Annotated in this window: 26 protein-coding genes; 14 read left to right on the forward strand and 12 right to left on the reverse strand. The window is 65.3% G+C overall.

Annotation, left to right across the window (positions count from 1 at the left end; genetic code table 11):
• Window position 1 precedes the first annotated feature (1 nt).
• From CRO01_RS02380 to CRO01_RS02400, 5 genes are all read left to right on the forward strand, one after another.
• Window positions 2-358 carry an RNA polymerase Rpb4 family protein gene (locus CRO01_RS02380; RefSeq protein WP_097007512.1) on the forward strand — a complete coding sequence of 119 codons (357 nt, stop codon included), beginning with the start codon at window positions 2-4 and terminating at the stop codon, window positions 356-358.
• Window positions 359-405: 47 nt separating this feature from the next.
• A complete protein-coding gene (locus tag CRO01_RS02385) occupies window positions 406-987 on the forward strand; it encodes a DUF655 domain-containing protein (RefSeq protein ID WP_097007513.1) in 582 nt (193 codons plus the stop codon).
• A gap of 103 nt (window positions 988-1090) precedes the next feature.
• Window positions 1091-1930: a 16S ribosomal RNA methyltransferase A gene (locus CRO01_RS02390; RefSeq protein WP_097007514.1), complete on the forward strand. Its 840-nt coding sequence runs from the start codon at window positions 1091-1093 to the stop codon at window positions 1928-1930.
• The gene (locus CRO01_RS02395) at window positions 1930-3096 is read left to right on the forward strand and encodes a mechanosensitive ion channel family protein (protein WP_097007515.1); all 1167 of its coding nucleotides are present in this window, start codon (window positions 1930-1932) and stop codon (window positions 3094-3096) included. Before CRO01_RS02390 ends, CRO01_RS02395 begins: the two co-directional genes overlap by 1 nt.
• Complete coding sequence (locus tag CRO01_RS02400) at window positions 3097-3669, forward strand: HemK2/MTQ2 family protein methyltransferase (RefSeq protein ID WP_097007516.1); 573 nt, start codon at window positions 3097-3099, stop codon at window positions 3667-3669.
• 34 nt (window positions 3670-3703) lie between these two features.
• Here the strand turns inward: CRO01_RS02400 and CRO01_RS02405 are convergent, their stop codons facing one another.
• Window positions 3704-3925 carry a hypothetical protein gene (locus CRO01_RS02405; RefSeq protein ID WP_097007517.1) on the reverse strand — a complete coding sequence of 74 codons (222 nt, stop codon included), beginning with the start codon at window positions 3923-3925 and terminating at the stop codon, window positions 3704-3706.
• A gap of 116 nt (window positions 3926-4041) precedes the next feature.
• On the opposite strand from CRO01_RS02405, the gene CRO01_RS02410 reads away from it, so the two are divergent.
• Complete coding sequence (locus CRO01_RS02410; protein ID WP_097007518.1) at window positions 4042-5040, forward strand: 5-methyltetrahydropteroyltriglutamate--homocysteine methyltransferase; 999 nt, start codon at window positions 4042-4044, stop codon at window positions 5038-5040.
• Window positions 5041-5098: 58 nt separating this feature from the next.
• Window positions 5099-6169 (forward strand): methionine synthase, encoded by a 1071-nt coding sequence (locus tag CRO01_RS02415; protein ID WP_097007519.1) that lies wholly within the window; start codon window positions 5099-5101, stop codon window positions 6167-6169.
• Window positions 6170-6208: 39 nt separating this feature from the next.
• Here the strand turns inward: CRO01_RS02415 and CRO01_RS02420 are convergent, their stop codons facing one another.
• The 3 genes from CRO01_RS02420 to CRO01_RS02430 all read right to left on the reverse strand — a co-directional run bounded on the left by CRO01_RS02420 (window position 6209) and on the right by CRO01_RS02430 (window position 9983).
• The gene (locus CRO01_RS02420; protein WP_097007520.1) at window positions 6209-7996 is read right to left on the reverse strand and encodes a sensor histidine kinase; all 1788 of its coding nucleotides are present in this window, start codon (window positions 7994-7996) and stop codon (window positions 6209-6211) included.
• A gap of 159 nt (window positions 7997-8155) precedes the next feature.
• A complete protein-coding gene (locus CRO01_RS02425; protein WP_097007521.1) occupies window positions 8156-9610 on the reverse strand; it encodes a DHH family phosphoesterase in 1455 nt (484 codons plus the stop codon).
• A gap of 88 nt (window positions 9611-9698) precedes the next feature.
• Window positions 9699-9983 carry a DUF357 domain-containing protein gene (locus CRO01_RS02430; protein ID WP_097007522.1) on the reverse strand — a complete coding sequence of 95 codons (285 nt, stop codon included), beginning with the start codon at window positions 9981-9983 and terminating at the stop codon, window positions 9699-9701.
• A 153-nt stretch (window positions 9984-10136) separates the two neighbouring features.
• Between CRO01_RS02430 and CRO01_RS02435 the strand changes: the two genes are divergently transcribed.
• On the forward strand, window positions 10137-11219 hold the full coding sequence (locus CRO01_RS02435; protein WP_097007523.1) for an NAD(P)/FAD-dependent oxidoreductase: 1083 nt from the start codon (window positions 10137-10139) through the stop codon (window positions 11217-11219).
• A 68-nt stretch (window positions 11220-11287) separates the two neighbouring features.
• Window positions 11288-11578, forward strand: coding sequence for a DUF7545 family protein (locus CRO01_RS02440; protein ID WP_097007524.1), 291 nt, complete (start codon window positions 11288-11290; stop codon window positions 11576-11578).
• Window positions 11579-11617: 39 nt separating this feature from the next.
• Here the strand turns inward: CRO01_RS02440 and CRO01_RS02445 are convergent, their stop codons facing one another.
• From CRO01_RS02445 to CRO01_RS02465, 5 genes are all read right to left on the reverse strand, one after another.
• The gene (locus tag CRO01_RS02445; RefSeq protein ID WP_097007525.1) at window positions 11618-12277 is read right to left on the reverse strand and encodes a 2,5-diamino-6-(ribosylamino)-4(3H)-pyrimidinone 5'-phosphate reductase; all 660 of its coding nucleotides are present in this window, start codon (window positions 12275-12277) and stop codon (window positions 11618-11620) included.
• Between the two features lie 132 nt (window positions 12278-12409).
• Window positions 12410-12916 (reverse strand): YciE/YciF ferroxidase family protein, encoded by a 507-nt coding sequence (locus CRO01_RS02450; RefSeq protein ID WP_097007526.1) that lies wholly within the window; start codon window positions 12914-12916, stop codon window positions 12410-12412.
• A gap of 59 nt (window positions 12917-12975) precedes the next feature.
• Entirely contained in the window at window positions 12976-13449 is a 474-nt protein-coding gene (locus CRO01_RS02455; protein ID WP_097007527.1) for a plastocyanin/azurin family copper-binding protein, read from the reverse strand.
• A gap of 180 nt (window positions 13450-13629) precedes the next feature.
• A complete protein-coding gene (locus tag CRO01_RS02460; protein ID WP_097007528.1) occupies window positions 13630-13926 on the reverse strand; it encodes a DUF7521 family protein in 297 nt (98 codons plus the stop codon).
• Window positions 13923-14300 (reverse strand): winged helix-turn-helix domain-containing protein, encoded by a 378-nt coding sequence (locus CRO01_RS02465; protein ID WP_097007529.1) that lies wholly within the window; start codon window positions 14298-14300, stop codon window positions 13923-13925. Before CRO01_RS02465 ends, CRO01_RS02460 begins: the two co-directional genes overlap by 4 nt.
• Before the next feature lie 241 nt (window positions 14301-14541).
• On the opposite strand from CRO01_RS02465, the gene CRO01_RS02470 reads away from it, so the two are divergent.
• Both CRO01_RS02470 and CRO01_RS02475 read left to right on the forward strand, forming a co-directional pair.
• Window positions 14542-15183 carry a helix-turn-helix domain-containing protein gene (locus CRO01_RS02470; RefSeq protein ID WP_097007530.1) on the forward strand — a complete coding sequence of 214 codons (642 nt, stop codon included), beginning with the start codon at window positions 14542-14544 and terminating at the stop codon, window positions 15181-15183.
• A gap of 153 nt (window positions 15184-15336) precedes the next feature.
• Window positions 15337-15894 carry a hypothetical protein gene (locus CRO01_RS02475; protein WP_097007531.1) on the forward strand — a complete coding sequence of 186 codons (558 nt, stop codon included), beginning with the start codon at window positions 15337-15339 and terminating at the stop codon, window positions 15892-15894.
• A gap of 9 nt (window positions 15895-15903) precedes the next feature.
• On the opposite strand, the gene CRO01_RS02480 is transcribed toward CRO01_RS02475, so the two are convergent.
• A complete protein-coding gene (locus CRO01_RS02480) occupies window positions 15904-16419 on the reverse strand; it encodes a DUF309 domain-containing protein (protein WP_097007532.1) in 516 nt (171 codons plus the stop codon).
• Window positions 16420-16529: 110 nt separating this feature from the next.
• Here CRO01_RS02480 and CRO01_RS02485 point away from each other — a divergent pair, with 110 nt between their 5' ends.
• Window positions 16530-17648, forward strand: a complete 1119-nt coding sequence (locus CRO01_RS02485; RefSeq protein WP_097007533.1) for a mechanosensitive ion channel family protein — start codon at window positions 16530-16532, stop codon at window positions 17646-17648.
• A gap of 14 nt (window positions 17649-17662) precedes the next feature.
• On the opposite strand, the gene CRO01_RS02490 is transcribed toward CRO01_RS02485, so the two are convergent.
• Both CRO01_RS02490 and CRO01_RS02495 read right to left on the reverse strand, forming a co-directional pair.
• Window positions 17663-18067 (reverse strand): universal stress protein, encoded by a 405-nt coding sequence (locus tag CRO01_RS02490; protein WP_097007534.1) that lies wholly within the window; start codon window positions 18065-18067, stop codon window positions 17663-17665.
• 52 nt (window positions 18068-18119) lie between these two features.
• Window positions 18120-19562, reverse strand: coding sequence for a bifunctional metallophosphatase/5'-nucleotidase (locus CRO01_RS02495; RefSeq protein WP_097007535.1), 1443 nt, complete (start codon window positions 19560-19562; stop codon window positions 18120-18122).
• A 147-nt stretch (window positions 19563-19709) separates the two neighbouring features.
• Here CRO01_RS02495 and CRO01_RS02500 point away from each other — a divergent pair, with 147 nt between their 5' ends.
• Window positions 19710-19949 (forward strand): DUF5816 domain-containing protein, encoded by a 240-nt coding sequence (locus CRO01_RS02500; RefSeq protein WP_097007536.1) that lies wholly within the window; start codon window positions 19710-19712, stop codon window positions 19947-19949.
• 65 nt (window positions 19950-20014) lie between these two features.
• Window positions 20015-20332, forward strand: coding sequence for a DUF7116 family protein (locus CRO01_RS02505; protein ID WP_097007537.1), 318 nt, complete (start codon window positions 20015-20017; stop codon window positions 20330-20332).
• The last annotated feature ends 100 nt before the right edge of the window (window positions 20333-20432 follow it).

Here is a 20432-nt window from a genome sequence, read left to right on the forward strand (position 1 = left end):
CATGACGATCTTCAAAGAGAAGATCGACGAGGAGTATCTCACCCTCGCAGAGACCAAAGAGCTGCTCGCGGATGTCGAGGCCGACCGGGCCGCCGACGAGGACCGCGAGATGCGCTACGAGCTCGCCCGTGCGATCGAGCACGTCAACCGCTTTGCGGTGCTCGACCCCGAGGAGTCCCAGCAGCTCGTCGACGACCTGCTCGAACTGGAGAAGGTCGACGAGGCGACCGCTTACAAGATCGCCAATCTCCTGCCGCAGGACCGCGACGAGCTTCGCGCGGTGTACGCCCAAGAGCGGTACTCGCTGTCGGGCGACGAACTCGACGACATCCTCAACATCGTCGCGCAGTACGCCTGACTGCGGGCGACCGTTTAAGTATTGGCTCGCCGTACACTCGTGGTACGATGAGCGACGCCACCGGCGACGAGTCGACGCTACGTCGAGCGGTCCTGCTGGATTACCTCGCACACGGTCGTGCCGACGATGACCGTCCACAGTACCAGAAACCTCCGCTGGCCTACTCGATTGCCGAGGACGACTTTCGGCTCTACGAAATCGTCTTCGAGGACGACGCCGACGCGAGCATCGGCGACCGCGTCGTCGTCGCCCCGGCCGAGGAGCGCGTCGATATCGACGAGCTCCGACGCATCGAGTACGGCGATCTCTCCGGGGGAGCACAGTCGGAACTGGAGTACGCCGTCGAAGATATCGTCACCGAGAACGAACAGCGATTCGTCGATTTCTACAACGAGGCCCAGCCGATCACGCTCCGGCTCCACCAGCTCAATCTCCTGCCGGGGATCGGCAAGAAGCTACGGAACTCCATTCTCGACGAGCGAAAGCGCACGCCGTTCGAGAGCTTCGAGGACCTCGAAGACCGCGTCGCCGGACTACACGATCCCAAGGACGTACTGGTCGAGCGCATCATCGAGGAGATCCGCGAGGACGATCTGAAGTACCGCTCGTTCGTCGATCCCGAGCAGTAACAGCGTCCAACTGCGAGATCCGCTGCCGGAACGAGTATTTCTCACACGCACGTGACTGCCGAGTCGGTGTGTTTACACCCGTCCGTTGCGTAGGCGCCAGGAAATGAGAGATCCCGACGGGTTGCTGGCTCGGGCCGGCGTTCGGGGGAACCCGGACCGCGACCAGCACTTTCTGATCGACGATCGCGTGCTGGATCGGCTTCCCGACTACCTCGACGACGCGGACGCGAGCCACCTGCTGGAGATCGGCGCTGGGACGGGCGCGCTGACCGACCGGCTGCTGGCGGTCGCCGATCAGGTGACTGTCGTCGAGCGCGATCCGAAACTGGCCGCCTTTCTCCGCGAGGAGTTCGACGAGGAGATCGCTGCCGGCGACCTGACGGTGATCGAGGGCGACGCGCTAGACGCCGATCTCCCCGACTTCTCGGCGTCAGTGTCGAATCTGCCCTACGGCGTCTCCAGCGAGATCGCGTTTCGGCTGCTCCCAGAGGGGAAGCCGCTCGTGTTGATGTTCCAAAAGGAGTTCGCAGAGCGGATGGCAGCCGGGGCCGGCACCGACGACTACGGCCGGCTGTCGGTGACTGCACAGCATTACGCCGATGTCGAGGTCGTCGAGACCGTTCCGAAGGAAGCGTTTTCGCCGCCGCCGGAGGTCCAGAGCGCAGTCGTCCGGACGACGCCGCGGGCGCCCGACTACGAGGTCGACGACGAGGCATTCTTCCTCGATTTCGTGAAGGCAATCTTCACGCAGCGACGCAAGACGCTGCGTAACGCGATCCGAAACACGGCCCATATTTCGGGGTTGGACGACGCCGACGCCGTCGTCGACGCCGTCGACGAGGAGCTGCTCCGCCGCCGGCCGGGGACGTTAGAGCCCTCGGAGTTCGCGGAACTGGCAGTGCTCGCTGGTGAGCACGGCTTCGAGCGGGGTGAGGCTGGCTGATGCTCGGGGGGGAGGCGGCAGCCGTCGTGGCGGGCATGCTACCAGTCGTCGACGCGGGGATGCTCGGTGTCGACGAGGTCGTCACGACACGGCGAGGGAAGGCGATCGTCTCGGTGCTCGCGTTGGCGGCCGCGATCGGCGCGGCCGTACTGGCGCGCCGCGGTCGGGACTGGATCGCCGATCGCTTCCGGCCCTCGGTCGCTGACGTCGTCGTCCCGATCGGCGTTCTCGCGGTGTTTGCCGCCGCGGTGACCGTGATCCTCGACGCGTGGGAGCTGAGCAACGACGTGCTCAACGTGCTCGGGACGCCCGACGGGCGGACGGTCCCCAAACTGATGGTGACCGGCATCATCGTCGTCGGCGGGTACGTCCTCACGAGCGCGATCCGCCGCCTCCTCGACGATCTGATCGGCAACAGCGATGCCGTCACGGAGCACCAGCGCGAGGTCACCTTCCGGCTCTCGCAACTGGTAGTCTGGATCCTCGCAGTGATCACCGTGCTGGGCGTCTGGCAGGTCAATCTCGAAGGCCTGCTGATCGGTGCCGGGTTCCTCGGAATCGTCGTCGGTATGGCCGCTCGCCAGACGCTCGGTGCCCTGCTCGCCGGGTTCGTTCTGATGCTCTCTCGGCCGTTCGAGATCGGCGACTGGATCGAGATCGGTCCCGACGGCCAAGAGGGGATCGTCAAGGACATCACGATGATGAACACCCGGATCCAGACGTTCGACGGCGAGTACGTGATGGTTCCCAACGACGTCATCGGCAGCCAGTCACTCACCAACCGATCGCGTAAGGGTCGCCTCCGGCTGGAGATCGAAGTGGGCGTCGACTACGACGCCGATGTCGATCGTGCGGTCGAGTTGGCGGACGACGCCGTCGACGACATCGAGGAGTCGCTCGACGTGCCCAGCCCGGAGACCGTGATCAAGCACTTCGCCGATTCATCGGTCGTGCTCGGCGTCCGTTTCTGGATCGACAACCCGAGTGCGCGGCGGCGATGGCGCGCCCGCACCGCGGCTATCAGCGCGGTCAAAAACGCCTTCGAAGAGGCCGGGATCACGATCCCGTTCCCCCAGCGCACCGTCGGCGGCCGCGAGGACGGCGGGCGTGACGCCGCTATCGGCAGTGAGGCCCCGGTGCCCGAGGCGGCCGGAGGTGATGAGTAAGTGGACCTCGCCGAGCGCCGCGGCGTCGAGACCGAGGTGTACCAGCCCGCAGAAGATTCGCGCCTGCTCGCCGCCGTCGCGGAATCCCGTATCGACGCCGACGATCGGGTGCTGGAGGTCGGCACCGGCTCGGGATACGTCGCGGAACGCGTCGCCGAGGAGACGGGCGCGAGCGTGCTGGCGTCGGACCTCAACCCCCACGCCTGCCGGCAGGCCCGCGCGCGCGGCCTCGGCGTCGTCCGGGCCGATCTGACGACGCCGTTTCCCGAGTCAGTGTTCGACGCCGTTCTGTTCAACCCGCCCTACCTCCCGGTCGACGAGTTAGCCGAGCGCGACGACTGGATGGAACTGGCGCTCTCGGGCGGCGAGACGGGCCGGGAAGTGATCGAGGCGTTCCTCGACGACGCCGGACGCGTGCTCGCGCCGGACGGGCGGATCTTCTTGCTCGTTAGCAGCTTGACGGGCGTCGACGAGGTCGTCGAGCGAGCAGGCGAGGCGGGCTTTAGCGTCGCCGCGCTCCGCGACGAGTCCTATCCGTTCGAGAGCCTGACGGTGTTGAAACTGATTCGGTGAGGAACTGTTCGACCGGCTCAGAAGGGTGGCCGACTTACGCTGCCTCGAAGCTGGCGTCGTAGCGCCGATAGAGGATGGTAAAGACGAGAAACACAGCGATGGCGCCGACGAGCGTCCCCGCCCAAGCGCCGTAGGGAACGCTGAGATCCGAAAAGAGCTGCCCGACCGCACCGCCGCCGACCGACATCAGGAAAATCACTGCGATCCCGAGAATAAAGCGGGTAACGAAGTTGTCTTCGACCGGATTCTGGTTCATACGAAGATTTTGTTCTAATATGACATAAGCATTCTGTGGAGACACCACCAAGGATTACTACAGGGCATTAATCCGAATAGGAAATATTAAAGCCCGTCATTTCGTAGATTGGGTCGATGACAGAACTCGTAGCGACGTCCCCCGGCCTCTATCCGTTGCCGGATTGGGCGAAAGAGGAACTCGCCGACCTCAAAGGTCGGCAGAAGCACGACATGATCAGCGGCGACGAGGGCGAAGAGGTCGTCGACGCCTACGAGCGTGCCCGCGAGGAAGTGGTCGGCGTCCAAGAGTCAGCCGGCCTCGACCGGATCGTCGAAGGACAGCTTCGCTGGGACGATATGCTGGCTCACCCGCTTGCGGTCCACGACAACGTCGACACGCAGGGGATCGTCCGGTACTACGACAACAACAACTTCTACCGCGACCCCGTCGTGCAGGGCGATCTCGACTTCGACGGCGACGTTGCCGCCGAGTTGGAGGCGACCGCCGAACTCACCGACGAGTCGATTCAGGCCGTGCTGCCCGGCCCGTACTCGCTGGCCGACCTCGCCACGGACGAGCACTACGGCGACGACGCCGAGTTCCTCGCCGCCGTCGGCGAGTTCCTCGCCGGCGAGGCCGAGGCGTTCCCCGAGGTGGAGACGCTGACGCTGCTCGAACCGTCGCTGGTCGAGAACGCGCCCGAGGACGGCGAAGACGAGCGAGCGTCGGAAGCGATCGACGCCGTCGCGTCGGCCGTCGACGCCGACGTTGTCGTCCAGTCCTACTGGGGCGCGCTGGAGGAGAAGGTGTACGCCCACCTGCTCGACGCCGACATCGACGCCGTCGGCTTCGACTTCGTCGCCAACAAGGAACAGAATATCTACAACATCAACGAGTACGGCGCGACCGACGACGTCGCGCTCGGGCTGGTCGACGGGCAGAACACGCTCGTCGAGACGCCCGAGACGATCCGCGAGCGCGTCGAGTGGGTCGACGACCAGACGCCCGGCGCTGACTTCGAGACGGCCTACCTGACCTCGAACACCGAGCTGTTCTATCTGCCGGTCAACAAGTCCGAGGCCAAGCTCGAAGCGCTCGGCGAAGCGGCCGACATCGCGGAGGTGAAAGCATGACTTCCGAAGCACCGATGGCGCTTCGACGTCATGCTCACACCTCAGAGAGGTGTTTTGCATGACTAACGAGAACAAAGATCAGTTCAAGCCCGCCGATCACCCGAACGACCACTTCATCATGACGACCGTCGTCGGATCCTATCCCAAGCCCAAGTGGCTCAACCGGATGCAGGATCTGTACGAGGAAGACGACGGCCCCGTCGACGAGGACGACTGGCAGGAAGCCCAAGACGACGCCGCGCGCCTGATCACCGAGGAGCACGAGCGCTCCGGACTGGACGTGATCGTCGACGGCGAGATGCGCCGCAACGAGATGGTCGAGTTCTTCGCCGACCGGATCGAGGGCTACGAGTTCAACGGCCCCGTCAAGGTCTGGGGCCACAACACGTTCGACAAGCCCAGCGTCGTCACCGACGTGGAGTACGACGAGTCGTGGCTGGTCGACGAGTACGAGTTCACCGCCGACGTGGCCGACAAGCCCGTGAAGGTGCCGATCACCGGCCCCTACACGCTCGCGTCGTGGTGTTTCAACGAGGCCTACGAGGACGACGCCGCGCTGGCGAACGATCTGGCCGACCTCGTCAACGAGGAGATCGAGAAACTCGTCGAGGCCGGCTGTCGCTACATCCAGATCGACGAGCCCGCGCTCGCGACGACGCCCGACGACCACCAGATCGTCGGCGACTGTCTCGAACGCATCGTCGACGACATCCCCGAGGAGGTCCGGATCGGCCTGCACGTCTGCTACGGCGACTACTTCCGGATCTACCCCGAGATCCTCGAGTACCCCGTCGACGAGTTCGACCTCGAGCTCGCCAACGGCGACTACGAACAGCTCGACGTGTTCAAAGATCCCGAGTTCACCGCCGACCTCGCACTCGGCGTCAGCGACGTCCACGTCGCCGAAGTCGAGTCGGTCGAGCAGATCAAAGAGAACATCAAAAAGGGTCTGGAAGTCGTCCCGCCGGAGCGACTCGTCGTCTCGCCCGACTGTGGCGTCAAGCTGCTGCCCCGCGATGTCGCCTACGGCAAGATGGAGAACATGGTGAAAGCGGCCCGCGAAGTCGAGGCCGAACTCGACGCCGGAGAGATCGACGTTGGCTTCGCCCACGCCAGCGCCGACGACTAACGTCCGGACTTCGTTTTCGATTTTTCGTCGACCGGATAGTTACGTGCTCGGCGAGCCGTCCGAGGGAGGACTAACGCCTGCCGCCTCGGAGTCCGTCTCGTCGAGACCGAGCAGACAGTCCGTTCCAACGTCGTCGTCTTCGGCGTCTGCCGACGGAAGCCGCATCGTGATCGTCGTTCCGTCGTCGGCCTCGATATCGAGCGTCCCCCGAGACGCTCTGACCGTCCAGCTGACGAGCCAGAGACCGAGCCCGCTGCCGTGTTCCAGCGGCGTCTCGCGTCCCCGATCGAGCACGGCGAGTTCGGGTTCGGGTAACCCAGTGCCGTTATCGCTGACGGTGAGTTCGAACCACTGCCCCGATCGTTCGCCCGTGATCTCGATTCGGGGCGTCGCGGCGTCGTTGTGTTCGATCGCGTTCTCGACGATTTCGTACAGCGCTTCCTGCAGCGAGACGTGAGCCCTGACGGTGGCATCGGCGTCGAACGAGGTCGCAACCTCCACCTCGGGATGGCGTGCGAGCAGATCGTCGAGGACGGCCTCGACCGCCCGCTCGGCGTCGACGTTCGCGTCGGTGCTGTCGGCCGGCGCTAGCGTGCGCTCGATCGAGCGCGCCTGATTGCTCCAGTCGACGAGGTCGCGTGCCGCCGTCTCGATGGCGTCGGCGTGCTCGGTCGTGTCGTCGTCCCGCGTAGGTTGCTGGAGGAAATCCGCGTGGCCGAGGATCTTGTTGGTCTCCTGCCGGACGTTGTGCCGGAGCACGCGGTGCAGCACGTCGAGTCGCTGCTCGCGGAGCTGCCGGTCGGTGATGTCGTGGAGCGTGATCAACCGGCCCAGCCGACGGTGGCGACCGTGCTCGATCGGTCGCGACGTGATCTCGAAGTAGCGTTCTCGGCCGTCGGCCGTGAGTGAGACCTCCTCAACCGCGTCGCTCGGGCCGTCCAGTTCGGCAAGCACGTCTGCGAGCGAGGGCAACAGCTCGTCGATATGAGCACCTTGCGGCTCGACGCCGTCGGCAAGCAGTGCTCGCGCGGCGTCGTTGTAATCGACGATCCGACCGCCGGCGTCGACGATGAGGACGCCGTCGGCGACCTGTTCGAAGACGATGCCGTGGGCGACCGTCGGCGCGATCGGTGGCACGTCGAACAGGTCCTTCTCGATGAGCGCCCACGTGCCGACGGTACCCGACACGGCGTAGGCGTAGGGCGTCGGATCGATGGGGAGTTCGATTGCGCCCGCGAGGAAGCCGAGGTTCAGCGCGACCGGTGCGAGGATCGACGCCAGCACTGCGACCGTGCGGGAGCGGTACCGTCTCGGAACCGTCACCATCAGGTGGACGAGCATTGCGGTGCCGATCACGACCAGCGCGTAGGAGTAGGCTGTGTGCAGCCAGAACCCGGCGGCCGGTGTCAGCTCCACCGTGGTGACGCCGTCGACGGTGATGGGGCTGATCGATCTGTAGATCAGGCCGTGGCGATGGCTCGTCCACGTCAGCGCGAGCAAGACGAGCGGTTCGATCGACAGTGCCGCGATAGACCGGCGCGTGAGCCAACGCTCGCGTCCCGTGTAGTCTAGTCCGAACGCCAGCCACGCCGTCGGGAGCGTGGCGATGCCGACGTACTGGACGTAGATCCACCCCAGTGATCCCGCCCCCGTCGAACTGGCTGCGGCCATGGCGCTGCCAAAGGCCCACACCGCGGCGCCGACGTTGAACACCGCAAACGGAACGGCGCCGGGGCTGGGCCGTTTTCCCCAAGCGTAGCCGGCGACGAGGAGGCAGATCCCCGCGACCGGCAAGAGCGTCAGCGTGTATACGTTCGTGAGCACCATGGTCAGCTACTGCGGAAATTGGTTCGTTCATAGCCTACTGTCGATCAATCATATAATGCTTCTGGGCAATGGAGGACAGACAGCAACCAGCGCAAAACACACAGAGGGCGCGGCGAGCGCGGCGCCGATACGAGAATCAATCTGTCTGCGATGAGGATGTCATCCGCCGTTGGACCCGTCGCCGCCCTCGACGCCCATGGCATCGAACAGCTTTCGCTTGACGGCTTCCTCGGTCAGCTGCAACAGCGTGTCGCGGTTGTCCTCGTTCGTCTCGATGCCGGTGAAGATGCCAAGCGGGATCTCGGCGCTGGCCTGTGTCGAGTGGCCCGCCGCCTCGCCGATCTCGCCGTAGGCGTCTTGGAGCACCTTGCCGATGTTCATCCGGATGTCCTTCGAGCGGGCGGCCAGATAGATCGTGTCGTCGGCGATGCCGAAGACGCCGGTCGTGGTGATTCCTTCCAGATTCAGGAGATGCTGGGCCGCTTGGGCCAGCGCGTCCCGGTCGCGGATGAACCCGGCGTTCGAGACCAGATGGCTACCCTGTACTTCGCGGCTCGTGATCGCTTCTGCGAGCACGTCCAGCGTTTCGGGCGACATCGACGGCGACTCGACCTGCTCTAAGGTGTCGTGGTTGGCGAAGGGGTAGAGATACGCCGCGGCGGTCAGGTCCGCCGGGTTGGTGTCACGCTTGAAGTCCAGCGTCTCGGCGCGGATGCCGTACAGCAGTGCGGTGGCGACCTCCTCGCCGACGTTCATGTCGAACTCTTGGATGTACTTCGTCATGATCGTCGACGTCGAGGACATGTTCGGACGCACGTCGACGAACTCGGCGTCGTAGTCGACATCGGGCTCGAAGTGGTCGATCAGCGCGTCGACATCGAGGTCGACTTGGAACTCGGCGGACTTGGCGTGGTCGACCAGTGCGATCGTGTCGTACTGGTCGGCGTTCTCGACCTGATCCCAGTCGTTGAGTTCGATCCCGAGCAGGTTGGCGAACGCCCGATTTTCCTGATGGCCGATATCGCCCATGTAGAAGATGTCAGCCTCGATGTCGAGATGTTCTGCGACGGCCTGCAGGGCGGTCGCGCTGGCGATCGAGTCGGGGTCCGGGTTGTCGTGAGTCAGAATCGCCATCCGGTCGCGGGTGTCCTCGATGACATCGGAGAGTTGGCGGGCCTTGTACTCCAGCTCGCCCGATTCGAGCGAGCGCAGCGCGAAGTCGGCGATCACCGACGAGGGGTTGATCACCACGTCGGCGCCGAGTTCGCTGAGTTCGTCGCCCGAGACGGGATCGCTCGCCCGAACGACGATGAACTGATCGTCGCCCTGCTCGCGGATCAGCTCCACCGCGGCCTTGTTCGCCTCGACGTCCGAGGACATGATCAACACGACATCGCGGTCAGCAATCTCCTCGACGATCGACTCGTCGCGAATGTCGGCGGTCTGGGCGTTCAGATCCTGATCGCGTAGCGCCTCGACGCGGCCCTCGTCGCGGTCGATGATGAGCACGTCCTTTTCTTGCTCGACCAGTTCCTCGGCGACGACGTGGCCGACGCTTCCACAGCCCAAAATCGCGTAGTTCGACGTCGAGGAGATCGTGACCCCAGCGCTCATGTGACCGGCACCTTGCGGGGGGCGGTACTTAACAATCCCGAAGAATCGCTGGGCGTGCGTGTGAGCGTCCCTACCGACCGAGCAGCGGTTAGACGGTAAACAAGTGCCCCTCGGTCGGTACGTCGAACAGACCGATCCGCGCCCCGGCGTCGAGCCACGCGTGCCCGTAGGAAAACGACGCCAGCGCGTTGACCAGATCGTCCTCGTCCCGGAAGTGGCGCCCGTCTTCGAGATACGACGACGCCATCTCGCGGCACTCTTCGGCGGCGTCGTGCATCGGCGTCCCCTCGGCCGGCGCGACCTCGGCGGCCTCGAGCGCCTCGGCGAGCAACCCCTCGTAGCGGTCGGTCTTCTCGTGGATGTCGGCTGCCATGCTGCCGTGTTGGCCTCCAATGTACTTCGGAGCGTCGGAAGCTTGCCGAACGAGGGTGCCGCCGCGGCGTCGGCCGACTCTGTGCCCGTCTAAGGTGCGCCGCTTGCGCACGACAACGCAAGCTAAATAGCCCGCGCGAAGCAACGTGTTCTCATGACCGAGGCCACTGAGGACGCCGTCGAGCACCGCACGCTGATCGTCGCCGGGACGGGCATCGCGGGGCTCACGGCGGCGATTTACGCTGGGCGGTCGAACAACGAGCCGCTGGTGATCGAGGGCGACGAGCCCGGCGGCCAGTTGACCCTGACGACGGACGTGGCGAACTACCCCGGGTTCCCCGAAGGCATCAGCGGGCCCGAACTCGTCAACAACATGAAAGAGCAGGCCAAGCGCTTCGGCGCCGACCTGAAAAACGGCATCATCGAGTCCGTCGACGACTCCTCGCGGCCCTTCCGCGTCGAGTTGCGCAGCGGCGACGTGTACACGGCCGACGCCGTGATCGCCGCCAGCGGCGCGAGCGCGCGCACGCTCGGCATTCCCGGCGAGGACGAGTTGATGGGCTATGGCCTTTCGACGTGTGCGACCTGCGACGGCGCGTTCTTCCGCGACGAGGACATGATCGTCGTCGGCGGCGGCGACGCCGCCATGGAGGAGGCGACCTTCCTCACGAAGTTCGCCGACACGGTGTATCTGGTCCACCGCCGCGAGGAGTTCCGCGCCGAGGACTACTGGATCGACCGCGTCGAGGAGAAAGTCGAAGAGGGCGACATCGAGATCCTGCGCAACGCCGAAGTGACCGAACTCCACGGCAGCGAGGCGGCCGGCGTCGAGAACGTTTCGCTGGTCCGCCACCCCGAGGGCCACCCGACTGAGAAGCTCGACGACGCCGACCTCGCCGACGAGGTCGAGCACTTCGAGATGGATGTCGGCGCGGTGTTCTACGCCATCGGCCACACGCCAAACACCGACTACCTCGAAGAGACCGGCGTCGAGATGGACGAGGAGGGCTACCTCAAGACCGCAGGCGGCTTCGACGGCGGCCAGACCGCCACCGACGTGCCCGGCATCTTCGGCGCGGGCGACGTGGTCGACTACCACTACCAGCAGGCGGTCACCGCGGCCGGGATGGGTTGTAAGGCCGCGCTCGACGCCGACGAGTACCTCGAAGAGCACGCCGAGTCCGACGCCAGCGGAGCGGCGGCGGAGGACGCCGCAGTCGCCGAGTCGGACGACTGATCGAGCCGGTGAGTCCTCTCTCGGGTCGAGAACATCCCTCTTTTAGGCCGGGGCGCCAAAGGGCAGGTATGGCATCCGACGAGATCACGTTCACCATCGAAGCGGACGACGGATCGAGCGACGAGCTGACGGTACCGGCCGACATGCTCGACTTGCTGGCCGAGGAAGAAGACGAGTCCAGCGCCACGGTCGTCGGCGACCTCGCGCTGATCAGCTGCGCCCAGCGCATCCACGGCGCCGTCCACCACGGCCACGGCGAGGCCGGCGAGGAACTCGAAGCGATCGAGGAGGAGACTCTGGATCGCTTCGAGGAGCGCTTCGGCCAGTCCTTCGCCGAGATGACCGGCCACGACCACTGACCGACGCCGACACGCGGTTTCTCTCCGATCCGACGGCGGTCACGCGCTCCACGTGAGCACGACGCCGTCGTCGAGTCGCTCCACGTCCTCCAGCGCCAGCGCCGGAAACTCCTCGACGAACCCCTCGCCGTCGGCGAGCGTCGGCGCGTCGCGGCCGCCGATGATCGTCGATCCGACGAACACCGACAACTCGTCGACCAACCCGGCCGAAAACAGCGAGAAGATGAGTTCGCCGCCGCCTTCGACCATCAACCGGTCGATGCCGGCGGCTTCGAGCTGCTCGACGGCGGCGTCAAGATCGACGCGCTCGGAACTCGTCGGGACGATCTCCGCGCCGGCCGCCCGGAGCGCGTCGATGCGCTCGTCCGGCGCGTCGGCACCGGTGAGAACGTACGTCGTCGCCTCGTCGTCGAGCACTCGCGCGTCCGTCGGCGTCCGCGCGCGCGAGTCGGCGACGACGCGGGCCGGGTTCGGGGACCACCCGTTCTCGGTCCGGCGCTCGCGTCGCTCGGCGTCGTCGAGCGTCAGACTCGGATCGTCGGCCAGCACCGTCCCGACGCCGACCATCACCGCGTCACTGTCGGCGCGGATCCGGTCGACCCGATCGAAGTCCTCTGGCCCGCTGATTGCGATCTGCTCGCGGCGGCGCGAGGAGAGCTTTCCGTCGGCGCTCGTGGCGGCGTTGACGACGACGTGCACGTCCCGACGCTGGCGCTCGGCGAGCAAAATCCTAGCGGTCGGGTTCGCATCGCGCACCGGACCCATCGGCGTCGCTTGGCGGCTGCCTCGGCCGTCGGACACGGCGACATCTCGAACGGCGCTGTGACGCCCTCACCGGAGCTTGCCGAGCAACTTCCGGAGCTTCGAGCCGTCGGCCTTTGCGGTCAGCGCCTTTTTCGCCGCGGCGTCCTCGTCGCGGTTTTCCGCCAGCGGCTCCGTCACATCGTCGTCGTAGTCGAGTTCTTCGGCCAGCCGGAGCAGCGACTCGTAGCGCTCGACCTCGATCGCCTCGATCTCGATGCCGGCGGCGAGCGAGCGCGCGTCGACTAGGTCTGGATCGTCAGTCGCCTCGACGACGCGCTGGCGGTCCGCGACGACGCCGTCGAGCGCCGAGCTACGTTCGGACCGAGACGAAGCGCCGACGGCCCGAAACACAGATTCGAGCCGGCGGGCGTGCTCGCGCGTCTCGTCGCGGTGGTCCGCGAACGCCTCTGTGAGGTCGTCGTCGCGGAACTCCAGCGTTACCTCGTCGAGAACGTCGATCAGTTCCGTCTCGACGTAGTACAGCGTGGCCAGTTCGTGCTCGAAGAGCGCTTCGAGCGTCTCGATGTCGTTCATGGCGCCTGATACGTCGCCACGCCCCTAATAGTTCCCAGAAACGCCGCCGCGGGTCGGCCTTACTCGACGACGATTGTGCCGGTCATCCCAGCACTCTCGTGGGGCTCGCAGACGTACTCGTAGGTGCCCGCCACCTCGAACGTGTACTCGTAGGTGAACCCGGAGTTTTTCGTCTCCTTCTGTCCGGACCAGTTCGCCCCGTCGGGCTGGGATGTCGGGACGACGTTGTGGAAGTCCGAATCCCACTCGAAGGTCACCGTCGTCCCCGTCGAGACGGTGAGTTCCTCGGGATCGAAGCTGGTGGCGCCGCCGGGACCGACGATCACTGTCGAGCCGCCGCTGCTCGTGTCGCCGCCATCGTCGCCGTTGCTCTGGTCGTTGCCACCGTTATCGGACTGATTGTCGTCGCCGCCGTCGACCGGCTCGGCCTCGTCACCGCTGCTGGTACAGCCGGCCAGCGCGGCCGTGGCTGCCGAGGTGGCTGCGATACTGACGAACGTGCGCCGGGAAACTCCGTCTGATCGATCTGTCATTGGTGCGTCCTCATTAGCGTGTACCGGCTGGGTACTGTTAATGGGGCGAGCACGTTCTCACGATACGGGAATCGAACCCCAAAATCGCATATAAAGGCTGAAAATGTGAAGGCAAACAGCTATCATCCAGCGAGATAGCGCGGCGTCACGACAAGGTGGGACAGCGTCGCAGTGACGCCGTCACCGGACCGCCAGCGAGTACGCGATGACGAGAAAGCCGGCAAGCACCATAATGCTCTCGACGACCACGCCGATCGCAAGCGACTCATTGAGAATGTCGGCGATCACGCCGGCGAGGAACGTTCCCATCGTTATCAGGCCAAAGCCCAGCGCCAGCGCTCCGAGCGATCTGCTGTCGGTGCGGCGATACGCTTTGAACGCGAAGTACGTGATGATCCCGCCGGTAATCAGTATCAGCGTCTTGATGATCGCCAACACCGTCTGTACTGCAGGTCCCGCCGTCGAGTGTGGACTCATAGCTCTTTGCTCACCTCCGACCACATGTCCGCGAGACGCTCGTCGGCCGTCCGGGCCGGGCGACTGACATCCACATCGAGGCTTCGATCGTCTTCGAGGATGAGTCGGACCTCCTCGAAGGCGACCTCGTAGCGCGTCGTGTGGTGGCCGTCGCCTCGGACTTCGGTCAGCTCTTCGAGCAAGGTTGCGTCCGACATCGTGTCGAGCTTTCGGTAGATTGTCGACAGTGGGATGTCACAGTCGTCCGAGAGTTCGCTCGCGGTCATTGGTTCGTCGAGTTGCCGGATGATCGTCCGGCAGTCGGGATCTTCCAGCGCACCGAGGAGTGACTCGATTTCTGGAACCTCCTCGTCGGCAAACGGATCCCGTACCATCCTATCGTCCATGATCGGCTAACGCACATAAATGATCTGTTCCGGCGCCGTGAGGGACTCCCGCGCAGACGAACGGCGGTGAGCGCGGCGAGTTGGACGGTCGATCGATCATACCGTCGTCTTGCCGCCCTCGTCGGGTAGGCTGTGGGGCGAACATGTTCGCTATCACGACGACAGGACGATTCCCGTGCGGTGACAATGCCCAGCCCCGCTTTTTGACACGTGGTCCGAACGAACGGATATGAGCGAAGGTGTGCGCGCACAGATCGAGATCGCATCGCCCGGCGAGTGTCCGGTCGCCGCGGCGGCGGCAGACGCCGACGCCCGGATCGACAGGATCGACCGCGCCTCGGGCGGCCGCGACGGCGTCGTTACCGAGGAGTTCGCAGTCGACAGTGACGCCGACGTAGCAATCGAGGCGACGCCAGTCGCAGAGCGCGACGGCCAGACGGTGTATCGCTTCGAGCGCGACCGGACCGAACCGTGCGCGTGCGATCTCGTCGAGCAAACGGGGCCGCCACTGGCCGACGTGAGCGCCGCCGACGGCGGGCTCGAACTGTCGTTTCGGGCGGTCGACGTTGCGGAGGTTCGGGCGGTCGTCGCGGCGCTTGGCGACGCGTTCGACGGCGTCCGATTGCGGTCGCTCGGGCACGGGAGCGACGCTGACGACGCCGACGCCGTGCTCGTCGATCGCTCGGTGTTAACCGAGCGCCAGCGACGCGTTCTCCGGCGCGCTTACGAACTGGGCTACTTCGAGTACCCGAAAGGCGCCAACGCCAGCGAAGTCGCCGACGAACTGGGTATCGCGCGCTCGACGTTCACCGAACACCTCGCGGCTGCCCAGTCGAAACTCTACGAGGCTATCCTCTCGATCGAACGCTGAGCGCCACCGAGAGGGTCTTACGCGCTGCTTCTCTGCCAGAAATAACAGAATAAATATATTAATAACAATGATTATGTATTCTGAGTGTATAGTATTGTATGTTGGTCGGTATCACTAGACAAGCAACACCGATGTCGCGGACAAACCTCAACGATGGCAACGAACCACACCGGCTGTACGAAGGCGGTTGTACGAACCCTCAGATCGACTGAGTTCGTCGGACAGGGGCACTACACCCTCGACGAGACGATCAAATCGGCACTCCGTTCCGAATCCTCTGCGGTGTACGATATCACCGAGACGCCCCAGCAGAACGCCTACGATCTGGTTATCAACGGCGACGTTGCGATCAGCATCTTCAGCCAGTTCACGGGAACCGAAGTCGCGCTCGTCCGCCGGAACTACCGGGACGAAACCATCGCACACTCGATCAACATCGCACACGACATCCCCGAGCGCCATCAGGACCGCTGGCGCGTCGCGCAGGCGAAGTACGGCGGCTCGGACGTACAGGGCGATCGGTGTACGTTCCTCGTCATCTCGGGCGAACATCCCTCCCCGGACTCGCTCGTGTTTGCCTCCTCTGTCCACGACGAGTACAAGAATATGCTGCTGTGGTTGCTCCTGTTCGGACTGGCGTTGTTCGGTGCCTTCTGGGCGTGGTATCTCATCTCAGTCGGTGCGCCGTCCATCCCGGCGCCGTACTGGTAACCGACGCAGCTACTCGATGCGCTCGGCGTGGTCGTAGTCCTCCGCTGTCGCTTCGGGCAGGTCATCGTCCAGCCGGATCTTCCACCCCTCCAGCGCTGTCGGATCGTCCAGCGCGTTCGTGAGCGTGGTACGCACGTCGAGCACGTCGACGCCGTAGTAGTCGTGTGGAACGCCCCGCAGGTACTGGAGCGCGGTTCGAAACAGCGAGCGCATCCCGTCGTCGTTCTCGAAGTCGAAATGCTTGTACGCGCCCGCCGCGACCTGCACCATCCCGTGGGCGAAGGCGCTCTCGGTGGTTCCGCTCCCGTAGTTGTACCACTCGTGCTCGAAGCAGTCGTGCGATTCGTGAAAGTCGCCGGCGTTGTAGAGGCGAACGCCGTGGACCACGGCCCGCCGCAAGGTGGCGTGCTCCCACGCGCCCGAGCCGTCGACGGTGGCGACGCCGTCGTCCGCGTCGCCGGGCCGCCATCCGGTGGGGTTGCCCACCGGCGGTTCGACGGTCGGATCGCGCGTGTGCTCGTCCATGTCCGTATCGAGGGCGTCGAGGCTGGTAACTCCACCGCTGGGACCCAGTTCCGTCGTCGGATCGCGACCGGTCACAATCCTTATTCACGAGTGCGCGAGATGTCTGGTGTATGACTGCCGGCCTCACGCGGGCTGTCCTCGCTCAGCTCCCGCCCCGGATCGCTCCCGTCGTCAGCGCCGTCGCGGAGGCGGTTCCGAGCGATGTCTGGAACCTCGTCGAGGCCGGGCTAGTGTTGCTCGTCGGCTGGTACGTCTCCAAGCTGGTCGTCCGGTCGGTCGGCCGGATGATCGCTCGCCAGTTCAAGCGCCCGAGCATCACCCAGACGGTGCTCCGAGGTATCCGCGTGAGCGTCCTACTCGTCGCGGTGGCCATCGCCGGCCGGATCGTCGGCTTCCAGCCGGGCAACATCCTGCTGTCAGTGACGGTGTTCTCGGCGGTCGTCGCCGTCATCCTCGCACCGATCGTGGGGTCGGTGATCAGCGGCCTGTTCGTGCTCGCCGATCAGCCCTTCGAGATCGGGGACATGATCGAGCTCACCGACAACAACGGCGGTCAGAAGGGGTTCGTCGAGGACATCACGCTCCGGTACACGAAGATGTTCACGCTGGACAACACCTTCATCGTCGTCCCGAACTCGACGATCCGCGAACGGGACGTTGTCAACTACTCGGCCGAGGACGAGCGGACTCGCCAGTCGCTGTCGGTACTCGTGACCTACGAGAGCGACCTCGCGGAGGCGCGACGCCTGTTCGAGCGTTCGGCGCGGCAGGTCGACAACGTCATTCCCGGCGGGCCGGGAATCCGGGTCGGCAGCGCGCGCTACGACGCCGCCCCGACCTGCTTTATCGACGAGTACGCGGACCACGGCGTGTTGCTGACGCTTCGCTACTGGCTGCAGGAACCGTACAAGCTACTGGTCGCGCGCTCGCAGATCCAAGAGAACCTCTGGGAGGAACTCGACGGCGCCGACGTGGAGTTTGCGTACCCCCACTCGCATCTGGTGTTCGACGAGACGAGCGGGCAGGCGAACGTCTCGGTGTCCCAGCAGGGCGGACGGATGGCCGCCACAGGGCGACCTGCTGATCGGGACCGAGCAGGCGGAGCCGGTCGGCAGGCAGTTGGTCCCACCAGAGACGTTGCCGAGACAAGCGACGCCGACTCGGAAGCGACAGCAGATCACACCGAGCCGGAAGCACCGTCGGACGACGCCGATTCCAACGCTCAGTAAGCCCGACGGCGAACTCAGTTCGCCCGAACAGTAACGAGCTCGCAGTCGACGCGGTCGCGGAGGTAGCTTTCGACATCCGGGTCGTCGACGAGCTTGCGGATCATACTGCGCCAGCGCCCGGCCTGTTTGTGGCCGATGACGACCACGTCGGCGGCTTCCGAGGCGACCTCTTCGAGGATCGTCTCCTCGACTAAGAATCCCTTTCTGACCGCGTATCTGACTTTGCGGGGCGTGTCGAAGGCCGCTTCGACCGATTGTTTGAGCTCCGAGCGCGTCACGTTGTGGCTGTTGTGGTACAGGTCGACGTGGAGGACGGTCAGTTCGGCGTCCCGCTCGCGTGCGATCTCGATCGCCTTCGAGAGCGTGTTCTTCGAGTGGACGGTCAGCGGATACCGCACCGGGACCACGACGTGACTCATCGGCTAAACGCAGCGCCCCCCGAGGTGTAAGTGTTCGTTCTCACGGCTCGTTTCACTCGTCGTCAGCCGGCCGCACCGTCCCGGTAGCGCCTGACGATCCCGCTGTGTCGCCCCCGTCGGTGGTCGCCGGCGTATCGACGCCGAGGCGACGGACCCGCCCCTCGATGGCCGGGTCGACGCCGCGCTCGCGGGCGTACTCGACGAGCACGTCGTACTGGATGTCGAGCGTCTCGACGCGGTGAGAGGCGTCGAGCGCGGGAAACTCGTGATCGGTCCCGAGCAGATACTCGGAGGTCGCCACGGTGTAGGTGGCGTCTGGAGCGACCGGAGCGCCGTCGACCCGGACCGTCTCCAGCGCGGCTTCGGCGCCGTCCCAGACGATTTCGGCGCCGCTGACGTGGGCGTGCCACCACTCCGGCTCGCCGAGTTCGACGGTCGAGCCGCTGGCCTGCCGGCAGATCGACCGGAGTTCGGCGCCGGAAACCTCGGCGACGACGATCGGCTCCTCGAAGGGAACGACGCTGATCAGGTCCGCGACCGTCACCTCGCCGGAAAGCGGTTCGCCGGCGCGGATGCCGCCGCTGTTCTGGAGGCCGACATCGGCGTCGCTGGCCCACCGGTAGGCGTCGGCGACGAAGTTGCCGACGCGGCTCTCGCCGCGAAACGCCGTCTCGTGGGTGCGCTCGACCGGCCGTGCGACCGTGTCGACGACCGTATCGAGGTCCGCCGCGGTCTTGCGCTCGCGCAGCGCCGCTGCGACGGCCTCGTCGATGGGCGCGTCGGCGACGGCGTGGCGCCGTGCGGCCGGTTCGTCGCCGTCGAAAGTGATCTCGTAGAGGGACTCGCCGTTGGCGGCGGGGCGGGTCAACACGGCGCCGCCGACTCTGGCGACGCGCTCGGTGTGGGTGTGGCCACCGAGCACGGCGTCGACGTCGCACTCGGCGGCGATCCGCTCGTCGTCGGCCATGTGCGCCAGCACGACGACGTAGTCGACGCCCCGGTCGCGTAGCTCGGCGGCGGCGTCCGCGACGGCGGGGATCGGCTTCGTCACGGTGAGATCGCTCGCCGTCGGCGTGATCGAGGGGGTCGTCGGCGTCGTGACGCCGACGACGCCGACCTCGTGCGGTCCGGCCTCGACGACGGTCCACGGCTCGGCGCCGGCGTCGGCACCGAAGCGCTGCCCGTCGAGTTCGACGTTCGCGGAGACCCACGTCTGTGGTGACTCGTCGACGAGTCGCCGAAGTCCGTCGTAGCCGTGATCGAAGTCGTGGTTGCCGAAGGTGTCGACATCGGGATCGATCTCCGCGAAGAAATCGAGCGCCTGTCGCCCGTCGGTGACCAGCGACAGCACGCCCGGAGCGGTGTTGTCACCGGTGCCGGCAAGCACCGTCTCCGAGTCGCGGCGCCGCTCGATCGCGCCCGCGAGTCGGCCGATCCGCTCTGGCGCGTCGTAGGCGTTTTCCACGTCGGAGTAGTGGAGAAGTCGGAGGGCCATACATCGCTAGTGAGGGCAGCACGACTAATATATCCTCTACCCGCCCGAGAGGTTCGTCGCGGCGAGGAGGGCGTCGCGGCGTCAGCACGACAGGGGCGTCGCGGCGCTGTCGAATCACCTTTCCTCTCGGCGCGGAAAGGGACGAGCATGGAGACGCATACGACGCCCGACGGAGAGACGGTCTACGTTGCCACCGACGAGGGCGACCGCGGCTCGAAAGCGCCCTTTTACGTCGCCTACGTGACGCCCGACCGCGAGCGCAAGTACGGCTGGTTCTGCGGTGAGTGCGAGACCGTCGACAACGCGATGGACGCGATGGGCCGGATCCAGTGTAACCGCTGTGACAACCTCCGGAAGCCGACCGAGTGGGACGCGGCCCACGAGTAACCGGGTGCAACAGCCGTTCTCGTGGAGGATAGCTTTATTACGTGTGACAGCGTAGCACGAATTGAATGGGTACTGTTAACACCCAACTCGTCGAGGAGGCCAGAGAGGTTTTCACCCGCTTAGGATACACCGTCTCGGGCGACGGAACGGAGTTCACCGCCGAGCGCGGCTGGAAGGCAGTCCGGGTAACGACACTCACGGAGCCTGCCGAGCCGCCGAAGTCGGGCGGGCTACACTGTTTCGTGACGCGACAGCCGGACGCCCGCGAACTCCGTCGTCGGCTATCCCGATCCGATCCGGACTACGACTGGGCGATCATCTCGGTGGAGAACAACGACTACGAGGTGATCCGGGCGCCACCGGGCCCCGCGGCAACAGCGTAGCACCGATACTTGACAGTGGCTGCGTTTCACGCTATATTCTCCGACGGTTCGGACAGAATCGTCACGCTGAGTCGATACGTCAAGACTCGACTCATTCGGT

The sequence above is a fragment of the Natronoarchaeum philippinense genome (genome assembly GCF_900215575.1).
Classification (GTDB): domain Archaea; phylum Halobacteriota; class Halobacteria; order Halobacteriales; family Natronoarchaeaceae; genus Natronoarchaeum; species Natronoarchaeum philippinense.